This is a genomic window from Elusimicrobiaceae bacterium (assembly GCA_028700325.1).
Classification (GTDB): Bacteria; Elusimicrobiota; Elusimicrobia; order Elusimicrobiales; family Elusimicrobiaceae; genus JAQVSV01.
In genome coordinates, this window is the sequence record JAQVSV010000041.1 from 1 (window position 1) to 17,701 (window position 17,701).

The 17,701-nt window shown below is 57.8% G+C and carries 18 protein-coding genes; 4 read left to right on the forward strand and 14 right to left on the reverse strand.

The window, feature by feature from the left end:
• From PHW69_06400 to PHW69_06410, 3 genes are all read left to right on the forward strand, one after another.
• Nucleotides 1-238, forward strand: a 238-nt coding sequence (locus PHW69_06400; GenBank protein ID MDD4004819.1) for a hypothetical protein, incomplete at its 5' end; no start/stop codon positions are given.
• 61 nt (nt 239-299) lie between these two features.
• Entirely contained in the window at nt 300-659 is a 360-nt protein-coding gene (locus tag PHW69_06405) for a hypothetical protein (protein ID MDD4004820.1), read from the forward strand.
• A gap of 3 nt (nt 660-662) precedes the next feature.
• On the forward strand, nt 663-2,066 hold the full coding sequence (locus tag PHW69_06410; protein MDD4004821.1) for an amidohydrolase family protein: 1,404 nt from the start codon (nt 663-665) through the stop codon (nt 2,064-2,066).
• A 470-nt stretch (nt 2,067-2,536) separates the two neighbouring features.
• Here the strand turns inward: PHW69_06410 and PHW69_06415 are convergent, their stop codons facing one another.
• The 14 genes from PHW69_06415 to PHW69_06480 all read right to left on the reverse strand — a co-directional run bounded on the left by PHW69_06415 (nt 2,537) and on the right by PHW69_06480 (nt 16,235).
• Nucleotides 2,537-2,680, reverse strand: a complete 144-nt coding sequence (locus PHW69_06415) for a hypothetical protein (GenBank protein MDD4004822.1) — start codon at nt 2,678-2,680, stop codon at nt 2,537-2,539.
• 173 nt (nt 2,681-2,853) lie between these two features.
• Entirely contained in the window at nt 2,854-3,867 is a 1,014-nt protein-coding gene (locus tag PHW69_06420; protein ID MDD4004823.1) for an electron transfer flavoprotein subunit alpha/FixB family protein, read from the reverse strand.
• A 6-nt stretch (nt 3,868-3,873) separates the two neighbouring features.
• Nucleotides 3,874-4,677, reverse strand: a complete 804-nt coding sequence (locus PHW69_06425; protein ID MDD4004824.1) for an electron transfer flavoprotein subunit beta/FixA family protein — start codon at nt 4,675-4,677, stop codon at nt 3,874-3,876.
• Nucleotides 4,678-4,681: 4 nt separating this feature from the next.
• The gene (locus tag PHW69_06430; GenBank protein ID MDD4004825.1) at nt 4,682-5,905 is read right to left on the reverse strand and encodes an acyl-CoA dehydrogenase family protein; all 1,224 of its coding nucleotides are present in this window, start codon (nt 5,903-5,905) and stop codon (nt 4,682-4,684) included.
• An 11-nt stretch (nt 5,906-5,916) separates the two neighbouring features.
• Nucleotides 5,917-6,600 (reverse strand): ribonuclease III, encoded by a 684-nt coding sequence (rnc, locus tag PHW69_06435; GenBank protein MDD4004826.1) that lies wholly within the window; start codon nt 6,598-6,600, stop codon nt 5,917-5,919.
• Nucleotides 6,601-6,612: 12 nt separating this feature from the next.
• The gene (gene acpP, locus PHW69_06440; protein ID MDD4004827.1) at nt 6,613-6,852 is read right to left on the reverse strand and encodes an acyl carrier protein; all 240 of its coding nucleotides are present in this window, start codon (nt 6,850-6,852) and stop codon (nt 6,613-6,615) included.
• Nucleotides 6,853-6,968: 116 nt separating this feature from the next.
• A complete protein-coding gene (gene fabG / locus PHW69_06445; protein ID MDD4004828.1) occupies nt 6,969-7,715 on the reverse strand; it encodes a 3-oxoacyl-[acyl-carrier-protein] reductase in 747 nt (248 codons plus the stop codon).
• Entirely contained in the window at nt 7,702-8,748 is a 1,047-nt protein-coding gene (gene plsX, locus PHW69_06450; GenBank protein ID MDD4004829.1) for a phosphate acyltransferase PlsX, read from the reverse strand. The genes fabG and plsX overlap by 14 nt, the downstream gene beginning before the upstream one ends.
• A gap of 27 nt (nt 8,749-8,775) precedes the next feature.
• Nucleotides 8,776-8,994, reverse strand: coding sequence for a 50S ribosomal protein L32 (gene rpmF / locus PHW69_06455; protein MDD4004830.1), 219 nt, complete (start codon nt 8,992-8,994; stop codon nt 8,776-8,778).
• 13 nt (nt 8,995-9,007) lie between these two features.
• The gene (locus PHW69_06460; protein ID MDD4004831.1) at nt 9,008-9,505 is read right to left on the reverse strand and encodes a DUF177 domain-containing protein; all 498 of its coding nucleotides are present in this window, start codon (nt 9,503-9,505) and stop codon (nt 9,008-9,010) included.
• Nucleotides 9,492-10,463: a glycosyltransferase family 2 protein gene (locus tag PHW69_06465; GenBank protein ID MDD4004832.1), complete on the reverse strand. Its 972-nt coding sequence runs from the start codon at nt 10,461-10,463 to the stop codon at nt 9,492-9,494. Before PHW69_06465 ends, PHW69_06460 begins: the two co-directional genes overlap by 14 nt.
• A 5-nt stretch (nt 10,464-10,468) precedes the next feature.
• Nucleotides 10,469-11,629, reverse strand: coding sequence for a glycosyltransferase family 4 protein (locus PHW69_06470; protein ID MDD4004833.1), 1,161 nt, complete (start codon nt 11,627-11,629; stop codon nt 10,469-10,471).
• An 8-nt stretch (nt 11,630-11,637) separates the two neighbouring features.
• Nucleotides 11,638-13,797, reverse strand: coding sequence for a SpoIID/LytB domain-containing protein (locus tag PHW69_06475; protein MDD4004834.1), 2,160 nt, complete (start codon nt 13,795-13,797; stop codon nt 11,638-11,640).
• Between the two features lie 254 nt (nt 13,798-14,051).
• Complete coding sequence (locus tag PHW69_06480) at nt 14,052-16,235, reverse strand: hypothetical protein (protein ID MDD4004835.1); 2,184 nt, start codon at nt 16,233-16,235, stop codon at nt 14,052-14,054.
• 200 nt (nt 16,236-16,435) lie between these two features.
• Between PHW69_06480 and PHW69_06485 the strand changes: the two genes are divergently transcribed.
• Nucleotides 16,436-17,701 (forward strand): glycosyltransferase family 39 protein (locus tag PHW69_06485; protein MDD4004836.1); only part of this gene is annotated, 1,266 nt, incomplete at its 3' end.

Consider the following 17,701-nt stretch of genomic DNA (forward strand, 5'->3'; position numbering starts at 1 on the left):
ACTTGCCTGGGGTTCAAGATATCCCTGGCTGGGCGCGGTGCTGGCCGGCACGATGATACTGACGGCGATTCCTTTGTTCCAGACCGCCGCCGCCATACTGATAGCGCCGCGTCCGGAAACCGGGGCGGGGCAAGCCGTATCGCCGCATTTCGCCACTGCCCTGCTGGCGGCGCTTGCGGTTTTGTTTACACTCGGGGCGGATATTCTGTATACGGCGGCGGAATTTACGGCGCGTTGACTTTTTCGGGAACCGGGCTGTGGCGCGGCCCGGTTTTTCAAATAACAGGGAGGGCTGGTTTATGGGCAAAAAAATAATAGCGGCAATAGTGAAGGTTTTGACGGCGGTTATCTGGCTGGCTGTTACCGCCGGAACCATCTATGTGCTTATCGGAGTGTCGGAAAAGAATATTTCGCCCAGGCAGCTGTGGAGCTGGATTGCGCTGGGCGGATTGTTCTGGATAGGCGTTTCGCTTGTCTGTTTTAATGTTTTGACGGCTAAACCGCGAAGCGATGGGGAACTGGCATATGCGGAGGCCGGGTCCGACGAGCCGGAACAGCCGGAAGGCCCGGATGACGGCGATTTCGAACCGGCGGACGGAGCCGACGGGGAACAGCCGGTTTCTCCGGCCGGGCCGCAAGATCCCCCGGCGGCAGGCTAGGCGATGAAACGGCTCGCGCTGTCCGGCGGCAGGGCCATAACGCCGCAAGGCGCGCGGGTATGCGATATAGTGGCTGAAGGCGGACGCATAGCCGCAATACTGCCGCACAATCCTAGGCGCGGATATCCCGCCGGAACGGAAATTGTGGACGCGCGCGGAAAACTTGTTCTGCCCGGCATCATTGACCCGCACGTTCATCTGCGGCTGCCGGCGGGCGATGGTTTTTCTTCGGACGATTTCGAATCCGGCACGAAAGCGGCGATAGCGTCTGGCGTGACGACCGTAATTGATTACACTGCCCAGCCGGCCGGAGTCGCGCTGAAAACAGCCGTCGCGCAGCGCCGGCTCGAGGCGGACGGAAAAGTCCATTGCGATTACGGGCTGCACTGCGTTATTCCGTCGTGGAAAGCGCTTGAAAATCCGGAAAAACAGCTGCGCGGACTGGCCAGGTCCGGCGTGCCGACGTTTAAGATGTTCATGATTTACGAGGAACGCGGCCTGCAGTCGGACGATGGGGACATGTACGCCGCGCTCGCGGAGTCGGCCAGGTGCGGCGCCATGATCTGCGTGCACGCGGAATCCGGGCGGATACTGCGCTACCTGCTAAGCATTTATAAAGGCCGCAAAGAGCTGGGCGCGAAAGCGCACGCGCTGGCGCGGCCCGATTTCACGGAATGGGAGGCGGTGCAGCGCGGGCTTACCTGGGCCGGGATTACCGGCGGCAATATTTATTTTGTGCATCTGTCGGCAGGCCGTTCGGCGGAGCTGGTGCGGAAAGCCGCCGCCGCGGGAGTGAACGCGCACGGAGAAACCTGCCCGCAGTATCTCGTGCTGGACGATTCCGTATTTGATTCCAGAGCCGACGGGCACCTGTTCGCCACCTGTCCGCAGGTAAAAAAGAAAACCGATTCCGCCGCACTCTGGCGCGCGGTCGGCGCGGGCGGCGTATCCGCTCTGGCTACGGACCACTGCCCCTTTACCCGTGCGCAGAAAGACCGCTGGGCGGGCGACATAACCCGCCTGCTTTTTGGTATGCCCGGTGTTGAAACGCTCTTGCCGCTGGTCTATACCTGCGGCATGAAAAAAGGAAAGATTTCGCTTCAACGGCTGGTGCAGGTGATGTGCGAGAATCCCGCCCGGCTGATGGGGCTGTATCCCGCGAAAGGCGCGCTTGCTGTCGGGGCGGACGCCGATCTCGTGCTGCTTGATCCCCGCGCGGCGCGCAAAGTTGAACATAGCCGGATGCAGACGAATTGCGACTGGAATCCCTACGATGGCATGCGCCTGTACGGCTGGCCGGAAAAAGTTTTTCTGCGTGGCAAACTCGCCGCGCAAGGCGGCGTGCCGGTTGGTAAAGCGCGCGGCAAATTCATCAAACGCGGCCGGCCTGATCTGAGCGTCCGCTGAACGCGCCGCGGCTGTTTTGGCGCTTGAATCATCATTGCGGTTTTTATGAACCGCATCGGCAACGGCGTCCGGCAATCTTTCCCGTCCGGGTTTTTGCTTCAGGCGCGGCAGCGTGCGGGGTTTTTAGGGATTGAGAGTTAATTGAAATTTCGTGCGGGTTTTTAAAGGGGGTTCTCGTCAAGACACCCTTTCAGGTTAAAGCCGTGCTGCGGACTGCCGGCCTTTATTGATAAAACTCCCCCGGCTGTGCCATTGGCCTGCCGGTTGTTATTACGCTTTACCGGCAAGCCGGGGGTTTCTTTTGGTCCTGACTTCGTTTGCCCCGCTTGCGCACTTCATCTCCCCGCTTGAGCCATGCCATGCCGGCAATCATTATGTCGTGCCGGCCGGCGCCGGGTTTTTGTGAGCGGAATATGTAAAAAAACCCCCCGTAGAAAAACGGGGGGTTTAGTTTTTAACGGTGAAACCGCTTATTTTTTCTTGGCGGTTTTTTTCGCCGGTTTCTTGGCGACTTTTTTGGCCACTTTTTTCACGGCTTTCTTGGCGACTTTCTTTACCGCCTTTTTGGGGGCCGCTTTTTTCACAGCTTTTTTTACAGCTTTTTTGATTGCCATAATCCAAACCTCCTCATCACATTTCAACTGCAATACATTGGTAAATATACTTTATTCCCGTCGAAATGTAAATATTTTTTTTGATTTTTAAAAGGTTGAAAATATCCGCGGGAAAAGCCGCGTGTGGTTTTTACCGTCGGGCGGGCGTGTTTTTTTTGCCGCCGCGCGTTTAGTCAGGCGCGTTTGAAACGTTCAATCATGGCGGGAATTATTTCATACAGGTCGCCGGTGAGCGCGTAATGCGCGTGTTTCATTATCGGCGCTTCGGGATCTTTGTTTATGGCCACGACAGTGCCTGACGACCGCATCCCTGCGAGATGCTGCACCTGTCCGGAAATACCCGCCGCAATATACAGTTTCGGTTTTACCGTGCGGCCGGTAAGGCCCACCTGATGCCGGAATGAAATCCAGCCTGAATCCACCGCCGCGCGCGACGCGCCTACCGCTCCGCCCATCGCCGAGGCCAGCTGCCTGAGCAGTTCAAAACCTTTCGTATCGCCGAGCCCTCTGCCGCCTGACACAATCACTTCCGCTCCGCCTATGTCAAGTTCTTCCGACAGCTCGGCGATGAATTCCTTGAATACGGCTTTTGAAGTGAAGTTGTCCGGCCGGAACGGAAAATTCACAAGCTCGCCCGTGCGGCCCGGCTGGCGTTTTGCCGGTTCGTATGTAAGCGGACGCAGGCTCACCATTTCCGGCCGGTGATTCCGGCATGCGATAGTGGCCATGAGATTGCCCCCGAAAGTGGGGCGTGTTGCGTGCATGAGTCCTGTCGCGGAGTCTATCGCGATATCGGTGGCGTCGGCGGTGAGTCCGGTTTCCAGTTCTATCGCGGCTTTGGCGGCGAGCGAGCGGCCTATCGTGCTTGCCGGTATGATCACCTTGTCCGGCTTGTGCTCGCGCACCAGCGCGGCGAGCGTTTTAGCGTGCACGCCGTCCACAAAATTTTCCAGCGCGGGCGCGTCAACGATATACACCCGGTCCGCGCCATGTTCGACAAGCGTTTGCGAAAACCGCGCGACGTTATGGCCCAGCAGCACCGCGCAAAGCGGCGCTTTAACCGCATCCGCCAGCGCGCGCCCGCCATTAAGCAGTTCCAGCGCGGTCGGGGCCAGCGCGCCGTGCAGCACCTCGGCGTAAATCCATACGCCTGCATAGTTTCCGCGAGTGGTTTCGTCTATTCTCATGGTCGCTTAAATAAGCTGTTTCGCTTTGAGCGCGGCGAAAAGATTTTCGGCTTTTTCTGCCGGCGTGTCGCCTGGAATGGTCACGCTTTCCATTTTCACGGACGGCGTGAACGTACGCACCACCGACATCGGAGAGCCTTCCCTGCCGAGCCGGGCGTTATCGCATCCGATCTCCGCCGCGGAAAGTTTGCTGATGACGGCTTTTTTCGCCGCCAGCCGCCCTTTAAGCGACGCTATGCGCGGCGTGTTTATTTCCTTTATTACGCTTATTACCGCCGGCAGAGGCAGCTCAAGCACGTCGGTCCCGTCTTCCATAAGCCGCTCTACCGTAACCGAGGTTTCCGTGACTGCGGCGATCCTGCGCACGAACGCCGCGTTCGGCCAGTCCAGCCAGGTGGCGAGCTGGGGGCCGATGTGGCCTGTGTCTGAATCGTTGGTCTGTTTCCCGCACAGCACCAGCCTGATTTCGCCCGCCGTTTTTGAAATATGTTTTATGGCCTGCGCGAGCGCGTAGCTGGTGGCCCAGGTGTCGGATCCGGCGAGCGCCGCATCGCACAGGTGATAGCAGCTGTCGCCGCCGCGCGCCACGCTGTCGCGCAGCACTGCTTCCGCCTGCGGCGGGCCCATCGTCAGGGAACTGACGGAAGAACCCGGCAGTTTTTCTTTTGTGCGAACCGCCTCTTCCAGCGCAAACTCATCAAACGGATTCATGGCCGCTTCGATCCCGGTGCGGACAAGGCAGCCGGTTTCCATATCCACTTTAACCGAATCCGATACTGGCGTTTGTTTTACGCAGGCGAGTATATGCATGGTTCTAGGCGGCGTATTCTTTGATCAGCGCGGCGGCTATCTCGTTGCGCTGGATGTGGTTGGTGCCTTCGTAGATCTGCGTGATCTTCGCGTCGCGCATGAATTTTTCCACCGGGAAATCCGCCATATAGCCGATCCCTCCGCACAGACACACGCATTCGTTCGCCACTTCCATCGCCGTTTCCGAGCAGAACAGCTTGGCGATGCTGGCCTGTTTGGTCCAGCGGCGGGCCTGCAGTTTTTTCAGCTCGTCGTGCAGGGAGGTCTCGTTCGCGACGGCGTTTTCGAACGCGGGCACGAATTCCCGGTCCATGGCATGCGACAGCTGGCGCACCAGCGCGCGGCCCGCTTCCACTTTGCAGGCCAGATCGGCCAGCCTGTGCGAAATCGCCTGAAATGACGACACGGAGTGTCCGAACTGGGTGCGTGTTCTCAGGTATGGCACCGTTTCGTCAAGCGCGCCCTGCGCGATCCCAAGCGCCTGCGCGGCCACGCCCGGGCGGGAGTAGTCGAGCGTTTCCTGCACTATCAGCAGCCCGCGCCCCTCGGAACCCAGCAGATTGGACTTGGGCACGCGCACGTTGTCAAACACCAGTTCGTAGGTGGGATTGGCGCGGATGCCCATCTTGTCCTCTTTTTTCCCGAACGTAAAGCCCGGCGCGCCTTTCTCGATAACCAGCAGGCTTATTCCGCGCGCGCCGCGCGCGGGGTTGGTGGACACAGCAACGGTGTAAAAATCGGAAACCTCGCCGCCCGAAATAAAGTGTTTCGAACCATTGACGATATAATCGTCCCCGTCGGATACGGCGGTGGTTTTAAGGGCCGTTGCGTCGCTGCCGGCTTCGGCTTCCGTAAGGGCGAACGCGCACAGTTTCCTGCCGGACGCGATGTCGGGCAGCCAGCGCCTGCGCTGTTCCGGCGAGGCCATCAGCAGAATAGGCATGGCGCCCAGCGCGCTCGCCGCCAGCGCCAGCGCTATGCCGCCGCACGCGCGTGAAAGTTCTTCCACCGCGAGCGTAAGCTCCGTAATCCCCCCGCCCATGCCGCCGTAGGATGAATGGATGTTCAGCCCGTATAAATCGGCTTTGCGGAATTCCGCTACGATTTCCCAGGGCATTTCCTGAACGCGGTCATAATGCGCGCGCACGGGCCTGATCTTTTTTTCCGCTATTTCATGAGCCAGCTCGACAACCGCTGACTGGGTTTCCGTAAGTTCCATGTACTCCATGTGGTACCTCTTCAATCCTGGCCCGGAAGGGGTTGTTCCTGACCGAGATTTTCAAGCGCCGCTTTCGCCGCGTCCTGTTCCGCCTGTTTCTTGTTTTTTCCGCGGCCCCGCCCCAGCACGCGCTTTTTCATCCGCACTTCAACGGTGAAAACCTTGTTGTGTTCAGGGCCCATCGTGGAGAGCAGTTCGTAGTCGGGCGGAACCTTGTATTTTTTCTGAACCGTTTCCTGAAGCGCGCTCTTGTAGTCGGCGTCCAGTCCTTCCAGCGGCTGCTGGGATAATCTGTTGTTCAAGATCTGTTCAGCCGCTTTGTATCCGCCGTCCAGAAATACCGCGCCAAGCACTGCTTCCATGGCGTTGGAAAGGATGCTGTCGCGGTCGCGCCCGCCGGTGCCCAGCTCGCCCTGCCCTAACGACAAGGCATTACCCAGCCCGACTTCCCGCGCCCAGATCGCGAAGAATCTGCGCGAGACCAGTTTTCCTTTCAGCTTGGCGAGTTTGCCTTCGCTGCAATCCTGTTCCGTATGGTACAGATAATGAGCGGTAATAAGCCCTGCCACAGCGTCGCCCAGAAACTCCAGCCTTTCGTTGCAGGCTTTCATTTTGTGTTCCGAGGCGTATGAGCTATGCGTCAGGGCTTCATTTAAAATGTCCGGGTTTTTGAACTGGTACCCGATTACATCCTCTAACCGCATCAGTTTACCGGCTTAACCTACGGCCTGTTTGATATAGTCGAGCGCTTCCCCTACGGTTTTGATTTTTTCGGCCTTGTCGTCGGGAATTTCAATGTCGAATTCTTCTTCGAGCGCCATGATCAGTTCCACCGTATCGAGCGAATCCGCGCCCAGATCGTTCACGAACTGCGCGTTCGGCGTAACTTCAGCGGCATCAACTCCGAGCTGTTCCACGATGATGTTTTTTACCCGTTCTTCGATATTCTCAGCCATTATAGCCTCCTTGAAAGCTATTGTAAATCCGTTAATGTAAGATGGATATTGCTTTGCTGCCTGTTTCTCCAGTTAACTGTTATTTTACACAGTTTTCGACGGCCTCCGCCATGATTTTACATGAACATTCCGCCGTTGACGTTTATAACCTGCCCTGTTATATAGGAACCCCCCTCGCCCGCCAGAAACAGCACCGCCTGCGCGATGTCGCGGCTTGTGGCCGCCCGGCCCAGCGGGATGGACTCAAGAATTCTGGTTCTGAGTTCCTCTGCGAACTGCGCGGTCATGTCGGTTTCCACAAAACCCGGCGCGACCGAGTTGACACAGATGCCGCGCGAGGCGAATTCCCGCGCGTGCGCTTTCGTCAGCGCGATCAGCCCGCCTTTCGCTGCGGAATAATTCGGCTGGCCGGCGTTGCCCGTCTGCCCCACCACCGACGAAATGTTTATGATCCGGCCGCCCCGCTTTTTCAGCATCGCTTTTGAAAACGCTTTCGTGATTAAAAACGCGCCTTTTAAATTGGTGTCCAATACCGCGTCCCAGTCGGACTCGCTCATCCGCATCGTCAGCGTGTCGCGCGTTATGCCGGCGTTATTGACCAGAATATCCGGCACGCCCAGCCCAGCGATCGTATTTGCCGCGAAGGCTTCGCAGTCGGCGGCGCGGGCCACGTCGGCCTGCAGGCCCAGCGTCTTCACTCCGAACCGCTGCGCGAGATCCGCCGCGGCGGCTTCCGCGCGCTCCAGCCCGGTCGCGCACAGCGCGATACCGGAGCCCTGCTCGGCCAGTTTTTCGGCTATTGCAAAACCGATGCCCCGGCTGCCGCCAGTAACGGCTGATATCTTTCCTTCAAATAATTTCATTTTCGGGTTCCGGTGTCTGGTTTTTCTGGCGGGATTTTATATCGGCGATTACGGTTTTCATTTCTTCACCCGCGTTGCGCCGCGCAAGCATGGCGGCGGTGTTGATTGCGTTATACATGGCAAGCGGGCCGGATTTCCCGTGCGCTATTATCACATTCCCGGCTACGCCTAGCAGCGGCGCGCCGCCCACATTATCCGGATTTGTCCGGTCCCTGATCGCTTTGAAAGCCGGCTGCGCCAGAAACATGCCCGCTATGGAAAGCGGCCGGCTTTTCACTTCTTCCCTGATCAGCGTGAACAGCGTTTTGCTCAGGCCTTCGCAGGCTTTGAGGACGACGTTGCCGGTGAACCCGTCGCACACCACCACATCCACCGTGCCTTCCGGAATGTCGCGGCCTTCAACAGGGCCTTTATAGTTGAGCCCGCTCTCTTTCAAAAGAGGAATTGTATCTTTCACGAGCGAGTTGCCTTTGCACTCTTCCTCGCCCATGGACAGTATGCCTACCGTCGGGTCCGCCACTCCGAACACCGCTTTGGCGTAAACTATGCCCATCGCGGCGAATTCAAGCAGCTGCTGGGGCTTGCATTCGGAATTCGCGCCCGCGTCAAGCAGCAGGCAGTAGCCTTTTAGCGTGGGTATCGGCGCGGCTATCGCCGGGCGCGAAACGCCTTTGAGCCGTCCGAGCTTGATAAAGGCCGCCACCATCACCGCGCCGGAATTGCCGGCTGATACGAAGGAGTCGGCGTTCTTTTCCTTTACCAGCTCGGCGCATCTGACAAGGCTCGACAGCGGTTTCTCCCGGCAAGCGGAAACAGGCTCGTCATCCATGCCTATAACATCAGGCGCATGTATGATTTCGAGCCTGTTTTTGATGCCGGTAAGGTCTAGCCTGGCCAGCTCCGCACGGATGACTTCTTCTTTCCCTGTCAGCAGAACCGTCAGTTCGGGGTTGTTCCGCACCGCCCGGATGGCTCCGGTCACATTGGGTTCCGCGCCGAAGTCACCGCCCAGAGCGTCAACAGCTATTCTCATTGTCGGAAATCAGCTAAACGGTGGCTGTTACTTTTCGTTCTTGTCCGCCGATTTCTTGTCCTCGGCTGACTTTACCGCTACAACAACCCTGTCCTTATAATACCCGCAGGAAGCGCAGACCTGATGCGGCGTTCTGAGCTTGCCGCAGTTGGGGCAGGTGGAAAGCGAAGGCTTTACCAGCTTCCAGTTCTGTGCCCGGCGCGAATCGCGGCGCGCGCGGGAATGTTTACTCTTTGGATTAGGCATTTTAAATGCTCCTTTACTTGCTGTCTGATTTCTTTAGATCTTTGAGCAAAGCGAACGGCGAAAGCCTTTCCGGCTTGCAGCCGCATTCTTTCTCATTCAAATTCGTTCCGCAGACGGCACACAGCCCCTTGCACTTGTCATCGCACACAGGGCATATATCATTCGCCAGCACGAGCGTCTGCCTTACTGTTTCCATTATATCAATTATTTTACTTTCGCGCGAGAACGTTTCCTCAAACTCTTCACTGAATTTGCAGGAGAATTCCTTGAGGCAGCGCGAGCAGGCGAGCGTTTTCCGGCCCTTTATCCGGCCCCACGCCAGAAAGTCGGCGCCGCCGACCGATATATCGAGCTTCAGCGTCGCGCTTTCAACCGAACCCGGCTCAAATACCGTGCCGGCGAGATCGTCGGGCTTGAGGCGGACGGTGCATTTCATCCCCCCCAGCGCGAGCAGGTCGTCCGTGCGGAACCGGAGGTCTTCGGGCAACTGGTAATGGTCAACATTTCTCATGGTCAGGCTCCTGTGTGCGCTCCCGCACAAAGTAAGGCGCGCGCGAGTTGATCTCGAAATAGGTTCTGCTGATTACCTCCGACAACAGCCCCAGAAGTAGCACCTGCACGCTTACGATGCCCAGAAAAATCGCCACGGCGAAAAGCGGCTGGTCCTTAACGAAAATGCCGAGGTGATATTTTTTATAAAGAGTCACCGCAGCGAGCGCCGCCGCCAGCCCGCCCAGCGCGAGCCCCGTGCCGCCGAACAGGTAAATCGGGTTGCTCAGATACCGGCCCATGAATTTCACCGTCGCCAGATCAAGCAGCACTTTAAAAGTGCGCTCAAGACCGTATTTAGAGTCGCCGTTTATGCGGGGTCGGTGGTTGACTTCGATTTCCTTGATGCGGGCGCCCAGCGCCCCTGCGAGCGCGGGCATGAACCGGTGCATTTCGCCGTAGAGCCGCAGTTCTTTTAAAAAGCGCGCCCGGTAAAGCTTCAGGGTGCAGCCGTAGTCGTGCAGGCGCACGCCGGTTATGCCGGAAATGAGCGCGTTGGCTATGCGGCTGGGCAGGGTGCGGGTTATGGCGTTGTCGCGGCGGGTTTTGCGCCAGCCGCTTACGATATCGGTGTCCCGGTCGAGTGCGCGGAGCAGGGCCGGAATGTCGGCGGGATCGTTCTGTCCGTCGGCGTCCAGCAATACGATCAGTTCACCGTGCGAGTCGCTGATGCCGGCCGCTATCGCGGCGGTCTGGCCGCAGTTGCGTCCGAACCGGATGCCCCGCATGAACGGATACTTGCGGCAGGCGGCGGTTATCTCGGCATAGGAATCGTCGGAGGAGCCGTCGTCAGTCCATACCGCCTCGCAGTTGAGGCGGCTGTTCTCCGCCACGGCCGCGATTTCAGCCGCAAGCGCGGCGATATTCGCCTGCTCGTTGTAAACCGGTATGATTATGCTGATCAGCTGGCTGCGAGGCATTTTCGTCACTTTGAAAGCAGCAGATGCGCGTAAAGCTCCTCCTGCTGCCGCACCATGAAATCAATGTCGAAATCCGACAGGTCGGTTTCGTTCGCCGCGAACGCGATTTCGGCCCGCAGGTCGTCGTTCTTGAGCAGGTGGATAAGCGTATAGGACATCATTTTCGTGTCGTTCTGACGCACCAGAAATCCATTCTTTTCATGATGGATGATATCGGTCACTCCATCGGTCATATAGGCGACGCAGGGCAGTCCGCTTTTAACCGCCTGCACCAGACTGCGCGGCAGGCCTTCCCATAGCGAAGTGAGAATGAAAAGCGAAGAAAACGATAAAATCTGTCCCACATCCCTGCGCCAGCCCGGGAACAAGCACCGGTCCGCGATTTTAAGTTCGGCTATGGCGGCTTCCACTTCCGGCCGGAGCGGCCCGTCACCCAGATACAGAAACACCGCTTCCGGGCAGACGTTGAGAACATTGTACGCCACCGTCACGAAATCAAGCGGATTTTTCTGGGGTTTGAGGTTGCCCACGCTGACGACTATGGGCCAGTCTTCAGGAATGCCCAGCTCTTCCCGCAGCGCTGTTTCGTTGACGTTTTTTGGCGGATAGCCCGACAGTCTTATGCCGCTTCGTATCAGCCGGCGCTGCTCCTTCGTGCCGATCTGCAATTGTTCCGCCAGCGCCATATTGGTTTTTGAAACGAAAATCAGTTTGTCGGCATAGCGCGCGCATCTGCGCTCCAGGCTCTGGAAAAATTCCTCAGCCCGTTTTGGCTGGGTGCTGTTGAACCCGAACCCGTGAAAGGTATGAACTATAACCGGCACGCCCGCCAGTTTTCCGGCGATGCGGCCAAGAATTCCCGCTTTTGACGAATGCGTGTGAAGTATCTGGGGCCGCTTGCATAACAGAAACCACCACAGCGAGATCAGACAGAGCAAATCGCCCAGCGGATTTATTTCCCGTCTGAGAAAACGGAAAAAGTGAACCCTGATCCCGCTGCGCCGCACTTCTTCATCCAGCATTCCGCCCGTTCCGCACAGCAGATGCGTTTCAAACCGGGCATGATCCAGATTCCGGACGGTGTAGATTGTGTTGGCCTGCGCGCCGCCGAGCTCGAGTTTGGTTATCAGGTGAAAAACTTTTATTCGTTTTTTATGGTCTGGCATGTTTTTCCCTATGATTTTATTTCCGTGCCTGGAAAATAATGTTTCAGAATGGTTCTGTAGTCATAGCCGGATTCGGCGGCTTTCTGCGCTCCTTTCGCGCACAGCCCCCGGCCGGAGCCGGTGCCAATGCCGCGCACCAGAAAATAAGCGATTGAACTGCCGTCGTAAATCGGGATGACGTAATAAAAATCCGACCGCAGGGTGCCCGCTGCGAGCAGCCGGTTGAATTCCTGCGGGGTTAACGTAAAACTTTTGTCCCGGCTTTTAACCTCCACGGCTGTTACGGAACCGCGCCGGGTCCAGCCCAGCGGGGATACCGCGGTGACGGGCCGTGTTTTGTAAAGCCGCTTGAAGCGGGCGTTTACGGCGTCCGCGTCTATCAGCACGGTCCATTTGTCGGCGGCCCATTCGGTCGCCCAGCGCGGAGCGCACAGCAGGTCGGCGGGCGGAAGCGCGAGTATGCGCTGCACAAGCTGCGCGGGACCGGGCGGCAAAACCGTTGTCGAGCCGGAATCGCGCGCGCCATATTCCGTGGCTCCGCCGCACGCTTCGAACGCGCCGGCTGGCGCGGTGGTGTCAAGCACTTCGCCCGCGGTTGCGGAGACTGCCTGCACCGCCGCCTGTATTTCGGTGTTTATTCCGCCATACAGCAGACAGGCTTTTGAATCGCAGAAATTATACAGCGTGCCGGTGCTTGTCCGCACGGCTTCGGTTATTTGGGTGCGGATCGCCACAGCCAGCGCTTTTAACGCTTCCGGCTCGCGCATGCCGAACCGCAAAGGCATCATTGCGCCCGGCAGGAAGTCCTCCACAGTCGTGTTGTTGACCAGAATAAAGCCGGCTGAATCAGGGATGACAGTCAATGCGCCGCGCAGTTCCTTGTCATCAAGCATTTGTCCGAGCGGACCAGGAGCTTCCGCGTCTTTGACCAGAATGCCCGCGCCGCGGGTTTCCGGCTCCAGCCGGAACGGCTGGCTGGACAGATATTCCACATTCCCCCAGTTGTTCAGAACTGCCACTTCGCGGGTTTTGGCGTTGAAATGGATTGTCCAGTTATCCCCGCGTTTTCCCCGGCTGATAGGGCCGGCGGCCAGGTCGCAGACCGCGAAGCTGGAGGCGGCAATGAAATTCAGCTGCAAAAGCCGCGCCGGCGTGCCGTTGCTGTCGGCATACAGTGCGGCGTTTAACGGCGCGGAAGGAGTATTGCGAAAAAATCCGTTTAGCGGCGAGCCGGCTCGGGTGCGCGGGAAATAGCGCGCGGCATTGCCGTCCAGCTTTTTGTTGAGTCTGGCGAGAGTCGGCCCCACTTCAGGCGCATCCGGTTCGAGCGAGGCAAGTGTCGAATACGTTTGCCAGGTGCGCAGATAGTTGCCCGTTTTCGAATATAGCTTGTAGAGTTCAAATGCCGCGCTGTAATTCATCGAATCATGCTTGAGCGCCTGCTCGAAATAGATTTCGGCGGACGGTTCCTCCCCCCGCTCCACATTGAGGAGGCCCAGCATATAAGCGGAGAATGAAATGGTGTAAGGATCGGTAGAATAAACGGCTTTGAGTTTCTTGTCCGCGTCCTTGAATTTCCGGTCGAAGAACAGGGCCAGCGCCTCTCCAATGCGCGAGTCCGACGTGACGGCTGGCGCGTCCGCCATGGAAACCGCCCGCTGAAACGCTTCAACCGCCTGACGGTTTTTGCCCGCGGACAGATATGCCCAGCCCCGGAACAGCCCTATCACAGGGTCGTTAGCTTTGAGTCCGGACGCTTTGTCAAAGTAATCCAGCGCGGTTTTGACCTCGCCGTTGAAATAGTGTATAAACGCAAGGTTTTTTAGTGCGAGAAAGACTTCCTGCGTGCTGGACGAAGCCGCGATTTTCTGGTAGCGCTCCATACATTCCGCGCCGCGTCCGGCGGCGCAGGCTTTGGCTGCGGCGGCAAGCGCGTCCGATCCGTAATATTCCGTTTCGGAAACCGGGGGCTGCTCGCCAGCGAGCGGAACCGGCTCTTCCGCGGCATCATCAGGCGGCAGACGGAGTTCGCTGCGGGAGGTGGCGGCAATAATTTCCGGTCCGGCGGGTTGGGTGGCCGGTTCCTGCGCTAAAGCGAAACCTGCGGCAAAAAAAACCGCGAGAATTCCGACGTCAAACGCATAACGCCTTCCTCTAAAGTACACCATAAACCAAGTATAACATAATTAAAATGCATGCCGCTATGACTTTGCGGACGGCTTGATCATCCGGGCGTCGGCTCCGCCTGTATTGCGCGTGAGCCGGAACCGGCGGTGCGGCTTGAAGCGCGCCGTGCAACGGCGTTGGCGTTCACCGGCAACGGGTTCCGGCAATCCTGAATATGGCATTGCGGTTGTTTGTGCGCAGTAAAAATAAAGCCCTCCGGGTGCGCCGGAGGGCTTTGGAGAAACAGACCGGTCGTTTATCCCGCGCTGGCGGGGTCCGGCACAGCCGCATTGTTTTGCGCGGCTTTTTTGCCGCTGCCGGAACCGATGTTAAGGCCTTTATAGATGACGTTCGACAGAATCTGGCCGATTCCGCCCGACGCGAATTCGGGCATCCGCTGCCCTTTTATCAGCCCTTCGCTGTCTTTCTGCACCATGCTGTAGACGAGGTTCTTTGTATTGTCATAATGGAAAAGCTCGACGACATTGCCGTCCGCGTCTTTGCGGGTAAGCCAGCAATGCGCGTCATTCATTGTGTCGGTCCCCCCGATTTTCGGCAGGCCCAGCACAAAGTCGGACGAACCCAGCCCGTCCATTTTAAGCATATTGCGCAACAGCACCGCTTTGCCCGAGCAGTCCGAATATCTGCCTACGATGCCTTTGTAGGTGGATATGGCCGCGGCTTCCTCGGATGAAATGTAATATATCGGAGTGCCGTAAAGTTCGGGATGCGCGATCCAGGTGATTTCTTTCTCGATAACGGCGGCCCAGTCATCGGGAGTCACGGGGTTGTACTTGGTTTTCATTTCGGCATAGAACGCGTTTGTGTTTTTACCCGCGTTCATTGCCGAACCGGATATAGTATAGTAACGATACGCGCCGATTACCGTATTTCTGGCTCTGTCGCCGAACGACAGGGCTTCTTCCCCCGAGGCCATCTTGCCGGTTACATTGCCCAGCAAAGCGTTTGTGCCGACCGCGGCTCCGACCATCAGCCCGGTTGACAGCAGCGACGCTATCCCTATCCGCGCTATTTCGCCGCGGTTTTCGGATATCGTTTTCCCCAGCCTGCTGAAAAAATTTGAACTCTTTGAGCTCTGTTCTTTTTCCGGGTCCGGCTGCGATGCCGCCGGGTCAGCCGCGGCGGCCTGCTGTTTCTCCGCCTGTCTGGCCAGCCGTTTTGCTTCCATTCTGGCGATCGGTTTCCCCAGCACCTTATACGCGGCATCGTAGGCGACTTTGCCAAGCTTTTCACCCGCGCCCAGCGTGGCGAATGTCAGGCCGAAATAGGTCACCAGCGGGTTGCCGAGCACCACGCCGCCGAGCAGCATGGAAACTCCGGCCCCGATGCGCAGTCCGGTTGAGTGCTTGGCGATATAACCTATAACCGGTTTCGCCTTGCCCAGCGAATCCTTGTTGAAATCAAGCGACTTGATTATCGAACTGCTTACATGGTAGGCCGCCGCCGCGGGACCCCACAAAAGACCGCTTATCGCGCCGATCCCGGCGCCTGCGCCCAACGCGCCAAGCGTGCGCGCCAGCCGCCCTTTCCAGTTGTCGGCCGGAGGTTTGCCGACAAGCGGGTTCCATTTGGTTTCCTGCGACTCGTACTCTTTCTGTTCCTGCAGTTGCTGCTTCTGCTGCTGTTTCAGGGTCTGGCGTTCCTGTTTCTGCTGCTGTTTAAGGGCCTGCCGCTGCTGTTTCTGCTGCCGGCGCAGGTCTTTCGCGCTTAACCGTGCCGCGCCGGATTCGGCAGCGGCCACAGCCGGCTCCGCGCCGGATTTTTGCGCGCTGCCGTCAAAAAACTGGTCCGCGGAAATTTTTGCATTCGCCAGATTTGCCAGCGCGCTTGCGTTTTTCCCGGATAAAGCGACGCCTTTCGGCGGGAGGACGGATTTGACTGTCCCGGTTGAAGCGGACGCGCCCGCTTTTGCGCCGCCGGCAACGTTCCTGGCTGTTGCCGTGGCGGCATGCACGTCGGTTTTTGCAGCGGATTTGTCATCGTTATCCGCTTTGCGCGTTTCCGTGGATCTGGCGAGTACCGCAAGCGCTTTGCAGCCGTTTCGTGTGAGTTTCAGGCCGTCCGGGGTTTTGCTTGCATATTTTGAGGCCGCTTTTTTATCCTGCAAATGCGACAGGAGCGCTTTTGCCAGCGTTGTTTCAGCCTGGTCTTGCGGGCCGGAGGATATCACGTCCAGCAGTTTGCGGCTGACGGTTTCTTCCAGCGGGCGCAGTTTCTTGCCGGATTTGGTAAAAAGAATGCCGTTGGCCTTATTCAGCCCGCAGAACCCCAGATCCGTTACCGGCGAAACTTTTACGGGCGAAGCCTGCTGCGCGATTTCCTGGCGGTTTGCGACGCCCTGCGCGTAAATCAGCGCCGGTTCGCTTGCCGATAAAAATACAAGCGCGGTTGAAAGCCATAATGAAATGAATTTCCGCATATGCCGTTTTCTCCTCCGGGAAATTTAAACGGGCACTGCTTCCCGGACAGCCATATATTATAATAAACTTTAAAGCATCTCTGTATCAAGGGGCAAAAGGCCTAGAGCGGGCATGGTGCCGCTTCATATTTGAATCCGGGTGTGCCTGCACAAACCGGCATCATTTTCCGAAGCGCCGGTATTTTGTTAGAATCTGGCTAATGGCTTCCGATAAAAAAGACACGTCGCCCCTTCTGTTCAGCCGCTGGACCGAAAACCGTTTCTTCTGGATTCTGACCGGACTGTGCGCACTTTTGTACTTCGCGTTTCTGGGCGCGCGCGGACTGTGGGATCCCGGCGAAAGCCGTTACGGCGACCTCAGCCGCGAAATGCTTGATACCGGCAACTGGCTTGTTCCTCATCTCAATTATTCGCTGTATTTTGAAAAACCGCCGCTCGGTTACTGGCTTAACGCGCTGGCGATGAGGATTTTCGGAATCAATGAAACCGGCGTGCGTTTTACCACCGCGCTGGCGGGGTTTGCCGGAGTGCTGGGCACCTTTTTCTGGGCGGAAAAGGTTTTCAGCCGCCGCGCCGCGCTTCTGTCGGCGGGTGTGCTGATGAGTTCGGCGGGCTATTTCGCCTGGTCTCAGATCCCGGAACTGGACATGCTTTTTTCGTTTTTTCTGTGCGCCGGGCTGGCGCTGTTTTATCTTGCCTTCGAGCTTAAGGTGCGGCCCCGGCTGCTGATGCATCTGGGCTATCTGGCGCTGGCGGCGGCGTGTCTGGTTAAAGGGCTGGCGGGCTGGGTGTTTCCGTTTGTGATTGTGCTGGCTTACCTTACTCTCACACGCCAGTGGCGGCGATGGAAAGAATTTTATCCGGTTTCCGGCATTCCGCTTTCGGTTTTAGCCGCCGGCTGGTGGTTCGCGGCGGTTGACCGCAGGGAGCCGGATTTTTTCAATTTCTTTTTCGTGGGAGAGCATTTGCAGCGGTTCGCGACCACAAAACATTCCCGGACCGGGCGGCTGTGGTATTTTATCCCGGTGGTGCTGGGCATGCTGTTTCCGTGGACGGCCGCGCTTGTCCCCGCAGTAAAACGGCTGATAAAGGAAGGCTGTTTCAAACTGGCTTCGCCTGCGGCGAAGCCGTTTATCTATCTGGCATTATGGGCGGGTTCGATTTTCACGGTGTTTTCGATTTCCAGCTCCAAGCGGCCGCCGTACATGGTGCCGCTGCTGCCGCCTCTAGCTGTTTTTATCGGCTGGTGGTTTGACCGGGTGTGGAGTGAAAAGGAAGGTTTGTCCGGCTGGTTCGCCGTGCCCTATGCTTTGCTGGCGGGGCTGACCGCCGCCGCGCTGTTTGCTGCGCCGCGCCTGCTGCCGTATTTCGATCCGGCGGGCCTGCCGGACGTGGCAGTTCCCGCGTTTGCGCTGCTGGCGGCGGCGGGCCTGGCGCTGTATTACGCGCGCAAAGGCAACACGCCG